We start from the raw sequence: 18,023 nt of genomic DNA, 5'->3' as shown, positions 1-18,023 counted from the left end.
CCCGGTTGCGGCTTCAACCTGGCGCGATCAGGTCTGGGCCCAGGAATGATCAGCGCCTACTTGAACCCTGAATTTGTATCTCAGCGGGAAATAATGTTCCTTCATCCGTTTTATCTGATTATCCAGCAGGTCTGGAGGAACAATGCCTTGGCTTGTGTAATGGTCGAGCACGTCGTCTTTAATGTTGACGATCGGACCCGAAGATACAAGTTGGCCATCGACCAATTTCGAGTCTTTGGCAACACCATCCAGTCCAAAGTCATACATGTCGGGCTTTTTCAGCTTAAGCCTGTCATTGAATAAGTTAGGCCCTACGGTATCGAATATCTTTCGTTCATAGGCGTTGAATTCAGGGGTGTATTGCAGCTTGCCGTCGGCGCCTCGACTGATGTTGGGGCGTGTGGTGGGGAAGGTCGCCTTGTTGGTGGTAAAGCGTTTGTGCATTTCGCCGATGATATCGTCGATCACTGGATTGCCAGGCCGAGTTGCAAAGTTGCTGGTGTTATAGAAGGGTTTGTAGTCAGTCAGACTGTGCACGACCGCAGCGCCAAGCAGGACATCGTCAGCACTGGCTTGTAAGGCAACATCATCGACTTTTGCCGCAATCAAATCATCGGTGTCGAGATAGATGCCGCCGTGTTTATTCATGATCGGGTAACGGGCTACATCCGAAGCGGCGGCCAGGTTTTTCGTGGGTCCGTTGCGAAAATAATCATACATTCCGCCTTTTTTCAGGGTTTTGAAGACCTCCTCCTCCTGCAGATTCATGACCGTCAGGCCAGGGGCTCTTTTTTGCAGATCGTCTTTTATCTTTTGCAGGATCTCCGGCGAATCGGCATCCACGTGAATAATCGATTTGTAGCCTGGCGTCTGGCTGGCATTTCTGGTCATGTTCTCGATCAGGTGCGAGGGAATTTCACGACCCGCCCAAAAGTAATGCAATGCTTTGGGGAGTGGTTTTACGTCGTTGGGGATTTTCAGCGCAATCGAGGGGGTAATGTCTACAAAGCGGTAATGATGGGCGTCCAGTATCTTGGCCTTTTTAAGTTCTTCGAGCGTCCCGCGTTGCCATTCGACCTTATCTTTGCCGGTTCTCCAGAAATAGGTGCGGGGGGCATCATCGGCACCGCTGGCAACTTTGCTGTCTGTCCACGCGCCGGCCAGACTATTGAACCTGACGTCTTGGTCCGTGCCCTTATAGTTGAGCGTAAAGGGCGCGGACGCGTTTCCCGTAACCTTGATGTCGTCCATCGGCACGACATGGGTCGTGTCTCCGAGCCGCCACCGGATGGGCGTTGAGCTTGCGCCGCCGAGCAAGCGCGGAGTCCGAGCGGCGGGTTCCCACCCCAGGGCGCCCAGGTCTCTGACAGGGATATCAACGCCCGTGCCTGCTGGATGCAGGATGACGCGTTGACCCTCCTTCAACTGGGACTCATAAAGCATCCCATCGACTTTCACGTATTCTTTTTTACTGCGACCCACATAGATATTGCCCTGCAGGCCCTTGGGACTCAGCTGGTCAGGCGCAATGTATTTAGCCTCGTACCCCAGAAGCGTGGCATCCACCGGCCTTAACTCACCGCTGGCCGCTACATGGGTGGGGCTGAAATCTTTCAGTGGCGGGCCAAACGCCCGTTTTTTCAGGGTGTCGTATTGATGCCAATTGCCCTGAAACATCACGGCGTTACCCGTGACCGTCTCCTGCCCGACCTTGAACGTACCGATTGCCGCCAGACCGTGTTGCTGGCTGGCCGCCTGGGCCGGATTGGCACTGCCGATGCCTTGCAGGCCCTCGGCGCCGCGCACGCCGGGCGTATCGGCGACGAAGTGTTCCAGCGGTTTGCCGTAGGCCTGCTTCGTCTGAAGATCAAAGGCGTACCACTTGCCCCTGGCCTCATCGTACTGGGCCAGGGCTTTGCCGCTGTGCGCGCTATTGACCGCCTTGAAAGTACCTTCTGCGATATCGGGTCGCTGGGCCAATTCCAGCAAATTGACATTCCGATAAGATCCGCGCAGTTGTTTGACCCCTCTGTAGGCTGCTCCCGCGACTGAGCGCACACCCCTGGCAACGCCACGAACCAGGTCATCCACTCCGCTCAATGGGTTAAGCGCGCCTACCGTTGCCCGGCCAACCACCTTGCCGACCTGGCCAATCTTTGAAAGCACCGAGGCGCCCGCGAATGCGCCTTTCGCGCCTTTTGCCGCAGCACCGAGGCCGACCGCGAAACCAAAGATATCGAAAGCCAGGTCAACGACGCCGTCTAACACCTTGCCATTTTTGAAGTTCTGGATGGCGGACCTGAGCGGTATCAGGTTGAGCGCAATCTGTTCAACGATCTTGTACGTCGGCAGTTCGGTATCGAAGGTTGTCGCGCCCTGGGCGTACTTTTTCACCGCAGGCAGTTGCATATCGTCGATCACCGTATCGACGATGTACTGGGTTCTGGCACTGCTGAAGCTATTGGGCACGCCCGATGCGCCCGTGTTTTCCCGAGTGATCCCGGCAGGGTGCTCGCCTGCGGGTTTCACCCGGTCGTAGCGCTTGCCTGGGGACGGATACAAACCGTCTCTTGGAGGGCGCTCCTTATACGTTGCGTCCGGCCGCCGGGTGATCGTGCCCTTCAAACGATCGATTTCATACGTCATGACGTTGCCGTTGCGCTCGGTTTCAACCAGCAGAACGCCCTCTGCCGCTCGACGGTCATCCCGGTGGTATTCGATTTCCTTGCGGATGGTTATTTTGCCGAACTCCAGGTTCTTGCGGTCTTCCATCGGCAGTCGGGAAACAAGGTATTTGAGGTGTGCCGCGGTCGTTTTCTTGACGGCGCCGGCGTAGTTCGTGAAGGCCTCATCAAAGATTTTTTGCGGTCGCGGCAAGTGTTTGATCGCTGCCAGTACTTCGTTGACAGGGATTGCATCAGTGCTTGAGACCCATGTCCCGGGCTTCCCGTCAGGCGGTATGTTGACTTGCCCAAGCGTGATCCCTTTTACAAATCCGCGACCCCATGTGCCCCAGTCATCCGCCGAGTCGGGTGCTTGATGCAGTCCGCGACCGTCTATGAACAGATCCAGAATCGAGTAAGGCCCAGGATAAAACCGGTTGGAGGGCTGCGAACGGATGACGTTTTTTTCGAACAGTTGCGGGTCCATGTCCGGCAGCGCTTTTTTCAACTGTTCGAGAGCGATAGTGCGGGTCATCGGCAGTTCAATGTCGGGTGTTGCAGCAGCTTCGGCGAGTTCTTTGACCTGCGTATCGAACGCCTGACGCACGTCGGCCACCTGCTTATCGGTCGTTGGGTAGCCCATACCCGCGGCGGTGCCCCAGTTCTTGATCGCCTGGTTCTGGGCGGCATATTCAACCTGGCGTTCTTCATCGCTGATGGGGGCGATGCTGGCCTGGAGCATGACTTGCGCATAACTCATCGTCGCCGTCGCCCCAGGGGCTTTCGCTTCGATGCGTGCGACCGCCGTGGCAAAGCTGACCCAGCTGTGGGTGCCCACCGCCACTTGCTCCGGGATGTCCCTGACCAGGAATTCCGGCGCGCGAAGGGCGAGTGCGAGGTGAGCGCGTACCGCTGCGATTTCCGGGGACGCGGCACTGCCGGTCGCCAACAGATAACCCTCAATGCCCTTGATTATCGCCGAAGCGGACTTGTTGGCATTGTGCGCAGCGAACACTTGATAGCCCTCAACATTGGTTTCGCCGCGGTCGTCCGGTGTGGTCCCGACAGTCAACGCCGCCAGCAGCCAGTCGGTGGCACTGCCTTTTACATCCCGAGCCTCGAATGTGTCACGGATGGCCTTGCCCAGCGCCTGGCCTCTGGGCGAGTCGAGCAGGGTGGCGATCAACCGCCGTGGGTTGTGCTGCTCATCAGCAGAGATGGGCCTGCCGTCCAGCAGATACTCGAGCACCTTGCGAAAGGGGCTCAGCGTTATATCGGCGAATTTCCCCGCGCGTATGGATTTTCTCAACGCTTCCAGGCTGCCTGGGTCAAGCCAGGCCAGCGCGCCAACGAGGTTGCCATGGGTGGGGGACTGAGGTTGCACGGTGGACAGCGCGTTCGCCAGATTCAACAGTTGTTCGCGATCGGTGGGAATGTCCCAGCCACGATCCTGCAGGAACTGCCCAAGGCTGCCCCCGTTCCACTTGTCGTTACTGACGGGGGCATAGGGGACACGGGTATCCTGCGTAATTATCTCCCGCAACGTATCCCGGAGTTTTTCGGAGAAATCGGGGCCATCCTCTGCGGTTGTCGCCAGGTGTCGAAGCAGGTCGATGGCCGTATGGCGATCGTGGATATCGCGCAGCGCCGCTCTATGTTCCTGGAGCGCATTTTCACTGCGCGACCGGACCAACTCGGCGCAGGTGTGTGGATCGAGGGGTTTAAAGCTCCGGTCCCGGCCAGGATCATCCGAACGGTTGCGCGGGGCCGTCGGCTCTTGATAGAACCGCCCGATCAGCCAGGCAGGAACGGGGTTATTCAGACTGTTTGCCGGCGGCTTGAACGGGGCGTGCGGATTGATGACTCGCGCAGCGTGAAGAACCGGCCCGCTGATCGCCGCCCAATGGCTGTCGTCTTGCCCGACGGTGTGGCGCTTTTGTTGCGGGTCAAGGCGGCGCGTCAGCGTGAAGGAGATTTCGCCTGACCGTGGGTCGAGCGTTATCGATGAAGTATCGATGCCTTTATCCCGCAGCCACTGAGCAACATCAGCGGACTGGAAGGCGCTGCGCAACTGTTCCCACCACTGGCCGAACGTGGAGTGTGGCGGTATCGGCCACAGTTCGCGATTCGTTTCGCGATCTCCGCTCGGTGGACTCAGTTGGGCGTGGTACATCGCGCCCAGCTCATGATCACCTTCGGCGCGAGAGGTACTCCGCGTCTCCTCCGTTTCTCCTGTGGCCGAGAGGTCGCGCTTTTGCCTGGGCTGCGGCTGCGGGATATGCAGCGGTGACATCGGTAAAGGTTGGGAGAGCGCGCGCGTGCCATGGAGAGCGTTGTTCATGATATCTACCACCGTCGTCAGAGGTTCGCTTGAGGCTCATCAGTCCTCGAAGCAGTAACCGTATGTAGTGACGACGACCGGATTGATTCCATGACGATCCGGTTCAGTGGTTGCGTTTTATTGCAAAGTTTAGGAAAACGTCTCTTGTGCCGCCAGGGCGCCGGCCTGATGTCGGCCGGCAACCCGCTTGGGCGATTGCTCTTGACCGTCTGAATGTCTCACTGCTGGCGCAACAGCCGCTCCAGGTTGTCCACCGGCAGCGGTCGGCTGAACAGATACCCTTGAATCTGATCGCACCCGGCTTCTTTCAGAAATGCCATCTGGTCCTGGGTCTCTACGCCTTCGGCAACCACGCGCAGTTTCAGGCTGTGGGCCAGTTCGATGATCGTGCGGGTAATCGCCGCGTCCTGGGGGTTGGTGGTGACTTCGCGGATAAACGCGATATCGATCTTGAGCGTGTCGATGGGAAAGCGGCGCAGATACGCCAGGCTTGAATAGCCGGTGCCGAAGTCGTCGATGGCGATCTTCACGCCCTTGGCGCGCAGGCGTTGCAGGCTGGCGATGGTGTGCTGGGTATTTTCCATCAGCGAACCTTCGGTCAGTTCCACCTCCAGGCAATGGGCTTGAACGCCGGTCTGGTCGAGGATCAGCCCGATATCGGCAATCAGGTCGCCCTCGATCAGTTGATGGCCGGAGACGTTGACCGCGACTTCAACCACGCCGATGTCGCACTGCTGCCACCTGGCGATCTGTCGGCAGACCGCCTCGATCACCCAGCGCCCCACGGGCACGATCAGGCCCAGGCTTTCCAACACCGGCACGAACACCGCGGGCGAAACCGCACCGTACCCCGGTCGATCCCAGCGCAGCAAGGCTTCCAGAGCGCAGATGCGTCCGCTGGCCACCTCGACCTTGGGCTGGTAATGCAGCGTGAACTCATCGCGCTCAACGGCCGCGCGCAAGGCGGTTTCCAGATCCTGTCGAGCCAGGTCGTGCACGTTCATACGGGTGGTGTCATCGCGCTGGCGTTGCAGTTGCTGCTCCAGCATTGCGCTGTGTTTTTTCAACTGGTCGCCATGGCTCTTCAGCCGCAGCAAATTGCGCACCCGCAGCCACAGTTCGATGTGCTCCACCGGCTTGTTGATGAACTCTTCGGCACCGGTGTGCAGGCCGCTGACCCGCGCGCCGGGTTCGTTGAGGGCCGAAAGCATGATGATCGGGATATTTGACGTCGCCGGGTTACTCTTGAGCCGGTTGGCCACCTCAAAGCCGTCCATGCCCGGCATCATGACGTCCAGCAGGATCAGGTCGGGCGGCTGCTGTGCCACCAGTGTCAAGGCTTCTTCCCCGCTACTTGCACTGCGTGTCTGGTAACCCTCGTGTTGCAGCAGGGTTTCCAACAGCTTGCGAACCTGGGGTTCGTCGTCAACGATCAACAGCGTTGCGGGTGAGCTGGCCATGGAGAAGACTCATACGGGGGGTGTGAAGGTTGGGTTCAGCAGGGTGTCGATCACTTGGTACAGTTCTTTGTAGCGCAGGGGTTTGATCACATACGCGTCACAACCGGCCAGGCGGGTTTTTTCGCGGTCTTCCTTCATCGCCATGGCGGTGAGGGCAATCACCGGAATGTGCGCGGTGTGCGGGTCCTGCTTGAGCAGGCGCGTCGCCGCCAGGCCGTCCATGCCCGGCAGCTGGATGTCCATGAGGATCAACGCCGGTTTCTGCTCGCGTGCCATGGCCAGTCCGGTTTCGGCATCGGCGGCCCACAGCACGCTATGCCCGGCAGTGACCAGCAGCAGGCGCGCCAGGCGCATATTGGCTTCGTTGTCCTCGACGATCAGGATTGTGGCCATACCGCCTCCGTAGGCTTGGCGCGGTGCAGCGGCAGCCACACCACAAAACGTGCACCCAGGCCCTCGCGACTGGCCACGGCCACGCTGCCGCCATGCAGGTCGGTGAGTTGCTTGACCATCGCCAGGCCCAGGCCGGTGCCTTCGAATTTGCGCGCCAGGCTGCTATCGATCTGGCTGAACGCCTTGAACAGCTTGCCCATGTCGTCGGCGGCAATGCCGATGCCGGTGTCGCTCACGCTCAACTCAAGAAAGCGCTGGTGCACGCTGGGCTGCAGGGCGAAGCCATACACGGGCCAGTCACCTGGTACCAGGCCGACCTGGTCGCGATCTACCTCGCACACCGCCAGGTGTACAAAGCCTGCGTGTGCGCTGAACTTCACCGCGTTGGCCAGCAGGTTGTAGACGATCTGTTTGGTCTTGCGCTGGTCGAGCATCAGGGTGCCCAGGTCGCCCTGGCTGTCCAGTTTCAACTGGATACGCTGCTGGGCGGCCTTTTCCCGCACGATCAGCAGGCTGTTGGCCAACAGACCCGCGAGTTCCACCGGTTCCAGCTCCAGGTCCATCATCCCGGCCTCGACCTTGGACAGGTCGAGAATGTCGTTGATCAGCGACAGCAAATGCTGCCCGCTGGTGAAGATGTCGCCGATGTATTCACGCTGGGTATCGCTCATGGCGCCCACCAGTCCATCCTTTAACGCCTCGGAAAAACCAATCACCGCGTTCAACGGTGTGCGCAGTTCATGGGACATGGTGGCGAGAAATTCAGACTTCATGCGGCTGGCGTGTTCCAGCTCCAGGTTCTTTTCCTCCAGCGCGCGTTCAAAGCGTTTGCGCTGGGCCTCTTCCTGTTTTCGCGCGGTGTTGTCGGTGCCAATCAACAGATACCCGATGATCATATCGCTGCGGTTGCGCAACGCCGTCACCGAGACCATGGCCGACAGGCGACTGCCATCCTGGCGGATATAGGTCAGCTCGTAAATGTCCTCAATCCCACGTGAGGCCTTGAATACCAAGGCTTCAAAGCCGGGAGTGATGGGGGTGTCCAGCTCCAGGCTCAGGGCGGCGGCGCGGATGATCAGCTCGGCGGGGTCGGAAATGTCGGCGGGGGTGATGCGGTTGACCACATCGGCGGCGGCATAGCCGAGCATGCGTTCGGCACCGACGTTGAAGATCTGGATCACGCCTTTTTCGTCGGTGGCGATGCTGGAGAAATACGCGCTGTTGAAAATCGCATCTTGCAGCGCACCGGCCTTGAGCAGGGTTCTCTGGCGCTTGAACTCAACGAGCTTTTCGGCCCGCGATTGCGGCAGGGAGGAGGGCGTCATGTCCATCGCTTGAGCATTCCATGATTGTGAGGCCCGCCATCGGCAATCGGCGATGGCGCAGAGCATGCTCACAGAAAATCGCGGAAGGCGATGAGGAGGAGATGAGTGCTGTGACAATAGCAGAACCGTGCACAACTGACCTGTGGCAGGGGAACGAGCGCCCTTGCAACGAAAATGTTAGAAATGTGGAAATTGCGGTTTATGTGCCTGGTGAAACGTTTCTTCTAGCGACAAACGGACAACGCAAGCGCTTGCGTAAGCAAATGTATCTGGCTAGAGTCGGTGGCAATCGGCTCTGATCCAAAGAGGGCTGAACAACAAAAATAATAAATCCAGGAGCTCATCCATGAGCCTTGAACCCTTGCTCGAGATGCAGGGCATCAGCAAAACCTTCAACGGGTTGCGCGTGCTCAAAAGTGTCGGCCTGAAGGTCTATCCCGGCGAAATCCACGCCTTGATGGGAGAGAACGGCGCCGGCAAATCGACGCTGATGAAAATTCTCTCCGGCGCCTACCAGGCCGACCCCGGTGGCGAAATCCGCATTGGCGGTCAGCCCATCGCCACCTACAACCCCGCAACCGCCAAAGCCCTCGGCATCGCTGTGATTTATCAGGAATTGAGCCTGTGCCCGAACCTGAGCGTGGCCGAGAACATCTACCTGGGCCGTGAACTGCGGCGTGGCTGGACCATCGACCGCAAGGGCATGCGGGACGGCTGCAAGGAAGTGCTGCAGCGCCTGGGCGCCGAGTTCACCGCGGCAACCCAGGTCAGCAGCCTGTCGATTGCCGAGCGCCAGTTGGTGGAAATCGCCCGCGCCCTGCATGCCCACGCCAGGATCCTGGTGATGGACGAACCCACCACGCCGCTGTCGTCCCGCGAGACCGACCGCCTGTTCGCGCTGATCAAACAGCTGCGCAGCCAGGGCCTGGCGATCATCTATATCAGTCACCGCATGGCCGAGATCTACGAACTGTCCGACCGGGTATCGGTGCTGCGTGACGGCCAATACATCGGCGAGCTGACCCGCGACGCGTTGTCGGCCGAGGTGCTGGTCAAGATGATGGTGGGCCGCGACCTGTCCGGCTTCTACAAGAAGGAACACGCCGCCTACGACCCCGGCGCGGTGGTGATGCGTGTGCGCGACATGGCCGATGGCAAGCGGGTGCGCAATTGCAGCTTCGACCTGCACGCCGGTGAAGTGCTGGGCATCGCCGGCCTGGTGGGGGCAGGGCGCACGGAACTGGCGCGTTTGATCTTCGCCGCCGACCCGCGCACCAGCGGCACCCTGGAAGTGGTGGGCAAGACCGTCACCCAACTGCGTAACCCCGCGGATGCGATACGCGCAGGGGTGGTGTACCTCACCGAAGACCGCAAGGCCCAGGGCCTGTTCCTGGACATGAGCGTGGCCGACAACATCAACGTCTGCGCCTGTGTGCCGGACGCCCGTGCCGGTGGTGTGCTCGACCGTGGCCACGCGGCGCAACGCGCGAATGACGCGATCAAATCGCTGTCGATCCGCGTGGCGTCGGGCAAGGTCAATGTGGGCGCGTTGTCCGGCGGCAACCAGCAGAAGGTGTTGCTGGCGCGGCTGCTGGAGGTCAAGCCGCATGTGCTGATTCTCGACGAACCCACGCGGGGCGTGGACATCGGCTCCAAGTCCGAGATCTACCGCATCATCAATCAACTGGCCCAGGCCGGTGTTGGCATCGTGGTGATCTCCAGCGAGCTGCCGGAGATCATCGGCACCTGCGACCGGGTGCTGATCATGCGCGAAGGCCAGTTGGTGGCCGAAGTCGGCGGGGCCTCGGGCCACGCTATTTCCCAGGAACGTATTATTGACCTCGCCACCGGTGGCGATCAGGTGGTTGCCAATGGCTGATTCGATGATTGCACCAATAGGCAAGGCAGAGCGCGCACGTGAACTGATGCGCACGGTGGGCATGTTGCCGGTGCTGGTGTTGCTGCTGGTGGGCTTTGCCCTGGCCAGCGAAAACTTCCTGACCATGCAGAACCTGTCGATCATTACCCAGCAGGCCTCGGTCAACGTGGTGCTGGCGGCGGGCATGACCTTTGTGATCCTGACGGCGGGCATCGACCTGTCGGTGGGGGCAATTCTAGCGGCGTCGGCGGTGGTGGCGCTGCAGGCGTCGATGTCGCCGCAATTGGGCATGTTCGGGATTGCGGCCGGGATTGGCTTTGGCCTGTTGCTGGGGCTGGTCAACGGCGGGTTGATCGCCTTCATGCGGCTGCCGCCGTTTATCGTCACCCTCGGCGCACTGACGGCCATGCGTGGTTTGGCGCGCCTGTTGGCGGACGACAAGACGGTGTTCAACCCCGATCTGCCGTTTGCCTTTATCGGCAATGACTCGATCCTCGGCGTGCCATGGTTGGTGGTGATCGCCGTGGCGGTGGTGGCGCTGTCATGGTTCATCCTGCGGCGCACGGTGATGGGCGTGCAAATCTATTCGGTGGGCGGCAACCCGGAAGCGGCGCGACTGTCGGGCATCAAGGTGTGGAAGGTGCTGCTGTTCGTCTACGCCATGTCCGGTGCTTTGGCCGGGCTCGGCGCGGTAATGAGCGCCTCGCGCCTGTTCGCCGCCAATGGCCTGCAACTGGGGCAATCCTATGAGCTGGACGCGATTGCCGCGGTGATCCTCGGCGGCACCAGTTTTACCGGGGGCGTCGGCACCATCGGCGGCACGCTGATCGGCGCACTGATTATCGCGGTACTCACCAATGGCCTGGTGCTGCTGGGGGTGTCGGATATCTGGCAATACATCATCAAGGGCATCGTGATCATTGGCGCGGTGGCGCTGGATCGTTATCGCCAGTCCGGTGCGCGCACCTGATTTGACTCCTACAACAATCACAAGAGAGACCCGCATGAACGTCAAACGAATCTTCCCCGTCATTGCTCTGGCTGCGCTCATGTCCCAAGCCGTCGAAGCGCGTGAACTCAAGGCCCTCGGCATCAGCATGGGCTCCCTGGGTAACCCGTACTTTGTGACCCTGGCCGACGGTGCGACCGCACGCGCAAAAGAGCTGAACCCCAACGTCAAAGTCACTTCAGTGTCGGCCGACTATGACCTGAGCAAGCAGTTCTCGCAGATCGACAATTTCATCTCGTCCAAGGTCGACCTGATCCTGATCAACGCCGTCGACCCGTCCGCCATGGCCTCGGCGATCAAGAAAGCCCGTAACGCCGGCATCGTGGTCGTGGCGGTGGACGTGGACGCCAAGGGCGTGAATGCCACGGTGCAGACCGACAACGTCGAAGCCGGCAAGCTCGCCTGCCAATTCCTGGTGGACAAACTCTCGGGCAAAGGCAATGTGATTATCCAGAACGGCCCGCAGGTGACCGCTGTGACCGACCGGGTCAAAGGCTGCAAAGCCGCACTGGCGGGCGCACCGGATATCAAGGTGCTGTCCGACGACCAGGACGGCAAGGGTTCGCGTGAAGGCGGCTTGAACGTGATGCAGGGTTACCTCACGCGCTTCCCGAAAATCGACGGCCTGTTTGCGATCAACGATCCGCAAGCCATCGGCAGCGACCTGGCGGCCAAGCAGCTCAAGCGCAGCGGCATCGTCATTACCTCGGTGGATGGCGCGCCGGATATCGAAAACGCGCTGAAGACCGACACGCTGATCCAGGCCTCCGCCAGCCAGGATCCATGGGCCATGGCCCAGACCGCCGTGAACGTGGGCAATGACCTGCTCAATGACAAAGCCCCGGCCGAAGCGGTGACCCTGCTTACACCGAAACTGATCACCCGCGACAACGTCGGCACGTACAGCGGCTGGTCGAGCAAGCATTGATCCAGCGGCATTGATGGAGGAACAGCGCCATGGTCACCATGGACGATGTGGCAAGCCGGGCGGGGGTGTCGACGTCGACCGTGTCCCATGTGCTCAACGGCACCCGCAAAGTCAGCCCGGCCACGGTGCTGGCGGTGCAGCAGGCGATCCAGGCGTTGGGGTATATCCCCAATACCCTGGCGCGCTCGCTGGCCCGTTCCAGCACCAGCACCATTGGCGTGGCGATCTCGGCGTTGTCCAACCACTATTTCAGCGAAACCGTGCACGCGATTGAAACCGAGTGCGCCAAACACGGTTACATGATGTTGTTCGTCGACACCCATGACGACCCGGAGCAGGAGCTGCGGGTGGTCACGGCGCTGCATCATCGGCGGGTCGACGGCATTGTGTTGGCGCCGTCGAACGGCTCATTGGCCCTGGAATACCTGCGGGCCAACGAGATTCCGGCGGTGTTGGTGGACCGGATGATGAGCGAGCGGTTCGATCAGGTCGGGGTGGAGAATAGCCAGCCCACCCAGGCCCTGATCGAGCACCTGATCGCCCATGGGCACCGGCGCATCGGCTTTATCGCCGGGCGCAGCGGGTTCAGCACGACGGATGAGCGGGTGGCCGGTTATCGCGCGGCGTTGCAGGCGCAGGGGCTGGCGTTCGACGCGCAGTTGCTGGTCAACGGCGGCTCCAATACCGAACCGGCACGCCAGGCCACGGTGCAGCTGTTGGGCCTGGCGTCGCCGCCCACCGCGATCATGGCCGGTAATAACCTGATGACCCTCGGCGCGATGCATGCCCTGCGGGACGCGCATATCGAGGTGCCGGGGCAGATGGCCCTGGTGGGGTTTGATGATTTTGAATGGGCCGACTTCTTCGTGCCGCGCCTGAGCCTGATCGCACAGCCGGTCAAGGCGCTGGGCGCCCGCGCGGTCGACCTGTTGCTGCAACGCATGGCCGCGCCCGACGCGCCGCCGCAGAGTGTGCGCCTGGCACCGACTCTGCAATTGCGTAACTCCTGTGGCTGTTCTTGATTGGAATAACACGTATATGAGCAGTCCTGTTTCCCTTGGCATTGACCTGGGTACTTCCGAACTCAAAGCCATTCTCATGGGCCTGGACGGAACGGTGCTGGCCCACACCGGCGTACGCTTGAACGTGTCGCGACGCCACAGCGGCTGGTCCGAGCAGGCCCCTGAAGATTGGTGGCAGGCCTGTCTGCAAGCGCTTGACCTATTGCGCGCCCATGAAGCGTTTGACCGCGTGGCGTGTATCGGCCTGTCCGGGCAAATGCACGGTGCGGTGTTGTTGGGCGCTGACGACCGCGTGTTGTACCCGGCGATCCTGTGGGACGACTCGCGCGCTGTCGCCGAGGCCGAACAACTGGGGCCGGGCTTTGCCCAGGTGACCGGCAGCCTGCCCATGGCCGGGCTCACCGCGCCCAAGTTGCGGTGGCTGCAACGCCACGAACCCGAGGTGTTCAAGGCCATCGATTGCGTGCTCTCACCCAAGGATTACCTGCGCCTGCGGCTGTGTGGCGAGCGCATCAGCGAGATGTCGGACGCCGCCGGCACGCTGTGGCTGGATGTGGCGCGGCGCGAGTGGTTCACGCCGATGCTGCGTGCTACGGGCCTTGAACCTGCGCAGATGCCCACGCTGGTTGAGGGCGGTGCGGCGAGTGCCCGTGTGACCCTGACGGGCTTGGGTCTGCCCGCCGACGTGGTGATTGCCGGTGGCGGCGGCGACAACCCGGTGGCCGCCGTGGGGATCGGCGCGATCAACCCCGGGGACGGTTTCATCACCCTGGGCACCAGCGCGGCGATTGTCGCGATTACCGACCACGCCGCCGGCAATCCGGCCAGTGCGGTGCACAGCTTCTGCCACGCATTGCCCGAGCGCTGGTACACCATGGGCGCCATGCTCGCCGGCGCCAGTTGCCTGCGCTGGGTCACGCGACTCACGGGCATGGTCGATGAACAGACGCTGCTGGAGCAGGTGCAGGCGCAGTTGCCGATCGGGCAACCGGTGCCGCTGGGCACACCATTGTTTCTGCCCTACCTGGCCGGTGAGCGCACGCCGCATAACGATCCGTTGTTGCGGGGTGGTTTTATGCATCTGGGCCATGACTGCACCCCGGCGATGCTGGGGTATGCGGTGATGGAAGGGGTGGGCTTCGGTTTGCTGGATGCGCTGCGCGCGGTGCAATCGGCCGGCGCCGACGTGACGTCCTGCGCCCTGGTGGGCGGCGGCGCGCGCAGTGAGTATTGGGCGCAGTTGCTGGCCAATATCCTGCAGCGGGAGATCTTTACCTTGCACGGCAGTGAGTTGAGCGCCTGCATCGGTGCGGCGAAGCTGGGGTTTATGGCGATCGGGGAGGGTGCGGGTTTGCTGGCGGCGGGGATGCCGGTCAAGGCGCGGTATCAGCCTGACCGCACGCAGCAGCCGGTGTTGGAGGCGCGCTATCGCAAGTTCCAGGGGTTGCTGACCGCCGCAAAGGCCCTTCATGACTAACCTCTGTGGTGAGCGGGCTTGCCCCGCTCACCACAGTAGGCCTGCTCATCACAGCAAGTCCGTTTGCCACGGTTTGTTGTCGTTCAGCCGCTGGTCAACGGTGGCAAACGCCGCTTCACCGGGGTTTTCTTGACGATCGCCGTATTGGTCTCGGCATAGCCGTTGAGCCGGTCGAGCAGGCTGTCGAGGTGGTCCATGGTGCGTACATGCAGGCGCGCGATGAAGCAGTCGTCGCCTGTCACTTTGTCGCACTCGGTGAACTCGGGAATTGCCTGGATCTGGCGCTCCACTTCCTGCAATTGGCCTGGCAGGGGGCGGATGCGCACGATGGCTTGCAACAGGTAACCGAAATGTTTGGGGTCGATGTCGACGGTGTAATGGGTCAGTACGCCGCGCTCTTCCAGGCGGCGCAGGCGTTCGCCAACGCTGGGCGAGGACAGCCCCGTAATGCCCGCCAGCGCCTTGAGGGACAAACGTGAGTCGTCCATCAAGGCGGCGATCAGTTGCTGGTCGATGGTGTCGATCATGGTTTACGCCTAATAAGAAAAGGTGATTATGTGACTTTGCCTTTTTTAGTCACTGGAGCCGCTGCCGAGCAGATTGCCATAATTGAGCCTCAATTGAGGAGCATCAATCATGGACTCATCCATTCGTCGCGGTTCGTGGGAAATGATCGCCGCCATGCTGATCTCGGGCACCATCGGCTGGTTTGTGCTGGTGTCGGGCGTGTCGGTGATCGAAGTGGTGTTCTGGCGCTGCGTGATCGGCGGCCTCACGCTGCTGCTGGTGTGTGCGGTGCTGGGTTATCTGCGCCTGGACCTGCTCAGTTGGGCCAAACTCGGACTGGCGATGCTCAGTGGTGTCGCCATCGTCGGTAACTGGCTGTTGTTGTTTGAATCCTACTCTCGCGCGTCCATCGCCATCAGTACGGCGGTGTACAACGTGCAGCCGTTCATCTTGGTGATGCTGGCGGCTCTGTTCCTGGGTGAAAAGATCACCGTGCAAAAGCTGGCGTGGCTGAGCGTGGCGTTTCTCGGGATGCTGGCGATCGTCACTGCCCATGGCGAGCAACAGAGCGGGGGCGGGGATTACCTGACGGGGATTGCACTGGCCCTGGGCGCGGCGTTTCTCTATGCGGTGGCGGCACTGATCATCAAGCGCTTGAAGCAAGTGCCGCCGCACTTGATGGCGCTGATCCAGGTCATCACCGGCGCGTTGCTGCTGGCGCCGCTGGTGCCATGGAACAGCCTGCCGGCGGCGAGCAATGCCTGGGCGGCATTGGTCACGCTGGGGATGGTGCATACCGGCTTGATGTATGTGCTGCTGTACGGCGCGATCCAGAAACTGCCCACGGCAATCACCGGCGCGCTGTCGTTCATCTACCCGATTGCGGCGATTTTCGTGGACTGGATTGCCTTCGGCCATCGCCTGGGCTGGCTGCAATGGCTGGGGGTGGCGGCGATTCTGCTGGCGGCGGCGGGGTTGCAGCGGGGCTGGTGGTTGCCCCGCGCTCGCCGGGTCAGTGCGTGCCCTGAAAGATGATGTTTTGCGGGTTGAAATGCTCCACGGTACTGCCCGGTTGCGGCAACCCAAGGATATGCCCCTTGATCTTGCCCACCACGTGCATCTCGCACGGCTTGCAGTCGAACTTCAGCGTCAATACTTCATCGCCATGGATCAACTGCATCGGCGCCACCTTGGTCTTCACCCCGGTCACCCCCTTGGCCTGTTTAGGGCACAGGTTGAACGAGAAACGCAGGCAGTGCTTGGTGATCATCACCGGCACTTCGCCGGTTTCTTCATGGGCTTCGAACGCGGCGTCGATCAGCTTGACGCCGTGACGGTGGTAGAAGTCGCGGGCCTTCTGGTTGTAGACGTTGGCCAGAAACGACAGATGCGCGTCCGGGTACACCGGCGGCGGCGTGGTCTCGGCCTTGCGTCCTCCGCGTGGATGCGCGGCAACACGGGCGGCGGTCAGCGCTTCGATCACTTCACGGCGCAGTGCCTTGAGCTGCGAGTTGGGAATGAAGAACGCCTGTGGCGCATCCAGCTCGATGCGAGTGGCGTGGTACTCGGTGGTGCCGAGTTGGCCAAGCAGGTCACGCAACGTATCCAGTGCCTGTTCCGGCTTGTTGGCCACGCCGAACGGGCCGGGCAGGGCCACGCCGGCGCTGATGCCTTCTTCGCTGGTCGCGGTGATTTGCAACTGGTCTTCGCGCAGGCGCGCCACCCACGACAGGCCGATACGCCGCTCGGCGGAGGTCTTGAGCAGCGCCTGTTGCCAGTTGTGGTCCAGGTTGCGATTGAGCGGGTGATGCGCACGCAATTGATGCAGGCCGGCGGGCATTTCGTTCGGCTCGACGCGGTAGCGGTAACGCTTCTGGCCGTCTTCTTCGAATTCACCCTTGGGTTCGGCGATGTTGGCGCGGAAACCCACCACCTCACGCTTGATCAGCACATTGAGGCCGTCGCCGTTGGACAGCGGCTCATGGGTGACCACTTGCAGGTCACGCTTGCCGGCTTTTTCCACGGTGCCCACCGGCAGGCCGGTAAAGGTCGGGGTGTCGAACGCGCCGATGTCGATCTTGCGATCACTGACAAAGTAGTCGGTGCTGCCACGGTGGAAGGTTTTTTCCGGATCGGGCAGGAAGAAATGCGCGGTACGGCCGCTGGACGCACGAGCCAGGTCGGGGCGGTCTTCGAGGATTTCGTCGAGGCGCTGGCGGTAATAGGCGGTGATGTTCTTCACATAACCCATGTCCTTGTAGCGGCCTTCGATCTTGAATGAGCGCACACCGGCTTCCACCAAGGCACGCAGGTTGGCGCTCTGGTTGTTGTCTTTCATCGACAGCAGGTGTTTTTCGAAGGCTACGACGCGGCCCTGGTCATCCTTCAAGGTGTACGGCAGGCGGCAGGCCTGGGAGCAGTCGCCACGGTTGGCGCTGCGGCCATTTTGCGCGTGGGAGATGTTGCACTGCCCGGAGAACGCCACGCACAGAGCGCCGTGGATAAAGAACTCGATGGCGGCATCGGTTTCGTCGGCGATGGCGCGGATCTCTTGCAGGTTCAGCTCACGGGCCAACACCAATTGCGAGAAACCGGCCTGGTCGAGGAACTTGGCGCGGCCCAGGGTACGAATGTCGGTCTGGGTGCTGGCGTGCAGCTCGATGGGCGGAATATCCAGCTCCATCACGCCCAGGTCTTGCACGATCAACGCGTCGACACCGGCGTCGTAAAGCTGATGGATCAGCTTGCGCGCGGGCTCCAGTTCGTTGTCGTGCAGGATGGTATTGATCGTGGTGAACACGCGCACATGGTAACGGCGGGCAAATTCGACCAGTTGAGCGATATCGCTCACCTCGTTACAGGCGTTATGGCGTGCGCCGAAGCTCGGGCCGCCGATGTAGATGGCGTCGGCGCCATGCAGGATGGCCTCGCGCGCAATGGCAACATCGCGGGCAGGGCTGAGCAATTCCAGGTGATGCTTGGGCAAGGACATAGTTTTTTTAGTCAGGCTTGTCACGGG

Annotated in this window: 12 protein-coding genes; 6 read left to right on the top strand and 6 right to left on the bottom strand. The window is 61.1% G+C overall.

Annotated elements, in window-relative coordinates:
* Window positions 1-27: 27 nt before the first annotated feature.
* The 4 genes from PSH66_RS15645 to PSH66_RS15630 all read right to left on the bottom strand — a co-directional run bounded on the left by PSH66_RS15645 (window position 28) and on the right by PSH66_RS15630 (window position 8,182).
* Entirely contained in the window at window positions 28-5,004 is a 4,977-nt protein-coding gene (locus PSH66_RS15645) for a glycosyltransferase family 32 protein (RefSeq protein ID WP_305427162.1), read from the bottom strand.
* 218 nt (window positions 5,005-5,222) lie between these two features.
* A complete protein-coding gene (locus PSH66_RS15640) occupies window positions 5,223-6,464 on the bottom strand; it encodes an EAL domain-containing response regulator (RefSeq protein ID WP_305427161.1) in 1,242 nt (413 codons plus the stop codon).
* Between the two features lie 9 nt (window positions 6,465-6,473).
* A complete protein-coding gene (locus tag PSH66_RS15635) occupies window positions 6,474-6,857 on the bottom strand; it encodes a response regulator (protein WP_305427160.1) in 384 nt (127 codons plus the stop codon).
* The gene (locus PSH66_RS15630; protein WP_370694808.1) at window positions 6,842-8,182 is read right to left on the bottom strand and encodes a sensor histidine kinase; all 1,341 of its coding nucleotides are present in this window, start codon (window positions 8,180-8,182) and stop codon (window positions 6,842-6,844) included. The genes PSH66_RS15635 and PSH66_RS15630 overlap by 16 nt, the downstream gene beginning before the upstream one ends.
* 346 nt (window positions 8,183-8,528) lie before the next feature.
* Here PSH66_RS15630 and PSH66_RS15625 point away from each other — a divergent pair, with 346 nt between their 5' ends.
* From PSH66_RS15625 to xylB, 5 genes are read left to right on the top strand one after another with little or no spacing between them, the layout of a single operon-like run.
* The gene (locus PSH66_RS15625; protein WP_078824680.1) at window positions 8,529-10,061 is read left to right on the top strand and encodes a sugar ABC transporter ATP-binding protein; all 1,533 of its coding nucleotides are present in this window, start codon (window positions 8,529-8,531) and stop codon (window positions 10,059-10,061) included.
* Entirely contained in the window at window positions 10,054-11,031 is a 978-nt protein-coding gene (locus tag PSH66_RS15620; RefSeq protein WP_078824679.1) for a ribose ABC transporter permease, read from the top strand. The genes PSH66_RS15625 and PSH66_RS15620 overlap by 8 nt, the downstream gene beginning before the upstream one ends.
* 34 nt (window positions 11,032-11,065) lie before the next feature.
* A complete protein-coding gene (locus PSH66_RS15615) occupies window positions 11,066-11,998 on the top strand; it encodes an ABC transporter substrate-binding protein (RefSeq protein ID WP_305427158.1) in 933 nt (310 codons plus the stop codon).
* Between the two features lie 29 nt (window positions 11,999-12,027).
* Window positions 12,028-13,020 (top strand): LacI family DNA-binding transcriptional regulator, encoded by a 993-nt coding sequence (locus PSH66_RS15610; protein ID WP_003173989.1) that lies wholly within the window; start codon window positions 12,028-12,030, stop codon window positions 13,018-13,020.
* Window positions 13,021-13,036: 16 nt separating this feature from the next.
* A complete protein-coding gene (xylB, locus tag PSH66_RS15605) occupies window positions 13,037-14,497 on the top strand; it encodes a xylulokinase (protein WP_305427157.1) in 1,461 nt (486 codons plus the stop codon).
* Window positions 14,498-14,580: 83 nt separating this feature from the next.
* On the opposite strand, the gene PSH66_RS15600 is transcribed toward xylB, so the two are convergent.
* Window positions 14,581-15,024: an Lrp/AsnC family transcriptional regulator gene (locus PSH66_RS15600; protein WP_078824676.1), complete on the bottom strand. Its 444-nt coding sequence runs from the start codon at window positions 15,022-15,024 to the stop codon at window positions 14,581-14,583.
* 109 nt (window positions 15,025-15,133) lie between these two features.
* Between PSH66_RS15600 and PSH66_RS15595 the strand changes: the two genes are divergently transcribed.
* Complete coding sequence (locus tag PSH66_RS15595) at window positions 15,134-16,039, top strand: DMT family transporter (protein ID WP_305427156.1); 906 nt, start codon at window positions 15,134-15,136, stop codon at window positions 16,037-16,039.
* Here PSH66_RS15595 and PSH66_RS15590 read toward each other — a convergent pair.
* Window positions 16,017-17,996, bottom strand: a complete 1,980-nt coding sequence (locus PSH66_RS15590; protein WP_305427155.1) for a U32 family peptidase — start codon at window positions 17,994-17,996, stop codon at window positions 16,017-16,019. The two genes, PSH66_RS15595 and PSH66_RS15590, sit on opposite strands and share 23 nt — an antisense overlap.
* Window positions 17,997-18,023: the final 27 nt, after the last annotated feature.

Source organism: Pseudomonas sp. FP597, assembly GCF_030687435.1.
In the GTDB taxonomy this organism is placed as follows: domain Bacteria; phylum Pseudomonadota; class Gammaproteobacteria; order Pseudomonadales; family Pseudomonadaceae; genus Aquipseudomonas; species Aquipseudomonas lactucae.
The sequence above is the reverse complement of the archived record's forward strand: the minus strand, read 5'-3'. Positions and strand labels throughout refer to the sequence as shown.